General features: G+C 51.8%; 1 tRNA gene and 2 rRNA genes (1 of these 3 cut by a window edge). All 3 read left to right on the top strand.

Annotated features, from left to right (window positions below):
• Nucleotides 1-1,969, top strand: a 23S ribosomal RNA gene (locus GM552_RS08805) (it extends 771 nt beyond the left edge of the window).
• Between the two features lie 120 nt (nt 1,970-2,089).
• Nucleotides 2,090-2,205 (top strand): 5S ribosomal RNA (gene rrf / locus GM552_RS08800).
• Nucleotides 2,206-2,394: 189 nt separating this feature from the next.
• A tRNA-Met gene (locus tag GM552_RS08795) sits at nt 2,395-2,471 on the top strand.
• Nucleotides 2,472-2,500 lie beyond the last annotated feature (29 nt).

The following is a 2,500-nucleotide window of genomic DNA, read 5'->3' as shown; positions in this document are numbered from 1 at the left end:
AAACTTGGAAATAGCTGGTTCTCCGCGAAATCTATTGAGGTAGAGCGTTATGTATTACCTTGGGGGGTAGAGCACTGGATGGGCTCGGGGGTCCCAAAGACCTACCAAACCTAACCAAACTCCGAATACCCAAGAGTATGAGCATAGCAGACAGACAGTGGGTGCTAAGGTCCATTGTCGAGAGGGAAACAGCCCAGACCACCAGCTAAGGCCCCCAAATGATAACTAAGTGGGAAAGGATGTGGGGATTCCAAAACAACCAGGAGGTTGGCTTAGAAGCAGCCATCCTTTAAAGAAAGCGTAATAGCTCACTGGTCTAAACAAGAAACCCTGCGCCGAAGATGTAACGGGGCTCAAGTTATCTGCCGAAGCTGTGGATGTATATCACATGATATATGTGGTAGCGGAGCGTTCTGTAGGTCTGTGAAGGAGACGGGGCGACCCTCTCTGGAGATATCAGAAGTGCGAATGCTGACATGAGTAGCGACAAACAGTGCGAGAAACACTGTCGCCGAAAGTCCAAGGGTTCCTGCGCCAGGTTAATCCACGCAGGGTTAGTCGGCCCCTAAGGCGAGGGCGAAAGCCGTAGTCGATGGAAATCAGGTTAATATTCCTGAACCTGCTAGAAGTGACGAATATGATATGTTGTCAGGTCTTATTGGATTGGCCTGGCTTTTGGAGTATTCCGGGAAATAGCTCTAGCGAATAGACCGTACCCGAAACCGACACAGGTGGACTGGTAGAGAATACCAAGGCGCTTGAGAGAACGATGCTGAAGGAACTAGGCAAAATGCTTGCGTAACTTCGGAAGAAGCAAGACCGGATTTTGGGCAACCATGATCAGGTGGCACAGAGCAGGGGGTAGCGACTGTTTAGTAAAAACACAGGGCTCTGCAAAGTCGAAAGACGACGTATAGGGTCTGACGCCTGCCCGGTGCCGGAAGGTTAAGAGGAGGTGTGCAAGCACTGAATTGAAGCCCCGGTAAACGGCGGCCGTAACTATAACGGTCCTAAGGTAGCGAAATTCCTTGTCGGGTAAGTTCCGACCTGCACGAATGGCGTAACGACTTCCCCGCTGTCTCCAGCATCGGCTCAGCGAAATTGAACTCCCCGTGAAGATGCGGGGTATCCGCGGTCAGACGGAAAGACCCTATGAACCTTTACTGCAACTTTGTAGTGGCATCAGGAAAACGCTGTGTAGGATAGGTGGGAGGCTTTGAAGCATGGGCGCCAGTCTGTGTGGAGCCATCCTTGAAATACCACCCTGAGTTTTTTTGATGTCTAACCAGATCCAGTTAGCCTGGATTGGGACCCTGCATGGTGGGCAGTTTGACTGGGGCGGTCGCCTCCCAAAAAGTAACGGAGGCGCGCGATGGTGGGCTCAAGCCGGTCGGACATCGGCTGTTGAGTGCAATGGCATAAGCCCGCCTGACTGCGAGAGTGACAGCTCGAGCAGAGACGAAAGTCGGCCATAGTGATCCGGTGGTTCCACGTGGAAGGGCCATCGCTCAACGGATAAAAGGTACTCTAGGGATAACAGGCTGATCTCCCCCAAGAGTCCACATCGACGGGGAGGTTTGGCACCTCGATGTCGGCTCATCACATCCTGGGGCTGGAGCAGGTCCCAAGGGTTCGGCTGTTCGCCGATTAAAGTGGTACGTGAGCTGGGTTTAGAACGTCGTGAGACAGTTCGGTCCCTATCTGCCGTGGATGTCGAGACTTGAGAGGATTTGCCCCTAGTACGAGAGGACCGGGGTGAACATACCTCTGGTGTACCAGTTGTTGCGCCAGCAGCACCGCTGGGTAGCTAAGTATGGACAGGATAATCGCTGAAAGCATCTAAGCGAGAAACCCCCCTCAAAACCAGGTCTCATTACGGGCCGTGATAGACCATCACGTCAATAGGTCGGGTGTGGAAGTGCAGAAATGCATGCAGCTAACCGATACTAATAGCCCTTGCACTTACTTGATATAACACACATACACTCATATCGGTCATGTTATGCGATACTGTATGAAACAGGCCGAAATATCCGCTCTTAACCAACCAATCACATACCAATACAACCCTGCAGGGTATATTGGATGACCTGGTGGCAATGGCGGGGTATGAACCACCCGATCCCATCCCGAACTCGGCCGTGAAAAACCCCAGCGCCCATGATACTATGTCTTAAGGCATGGGAAAGTCGGTCGCCGCCAGGTCTTCCAATATACCCCCATACATGCAATCCCTTGCAATATTCGACAAAAAACTTTCAGTTCCCGCTGAAACATGCGCCGCGAGGGAGCGTAGCCTCCAAGTCTGGTCACCACTTGTCATCCTGACATAAGTCCTGGAAGATCACCATATGCCTTGAATACAGTCAGAAAAAGGCATCCTTGTTACACTAGTGCGGGGTGGAGCAGCCCGGTAGCTCGTCAGGCTCATAACCTGAAGGTCAGAGGTTCAAATCCTCTCCCCGCTCCCAATAACTTCCACTCAAAATTGCTATATCAT

Origin of the sequence: Commensalibacter sp. ESL0382, from assembly GCF_009725775.1 — a bacterium.
Taxonomy (GTDB): Bacteria; Pseudomonadota; Alphaproteobacteria; order Acetobacterales; family Acetobacteraceae; genus Commensalibacter; species Commensalibacter melissae.
This window is presented reverse-complemented; position numbering and strand designations above follow the sequence as displayed.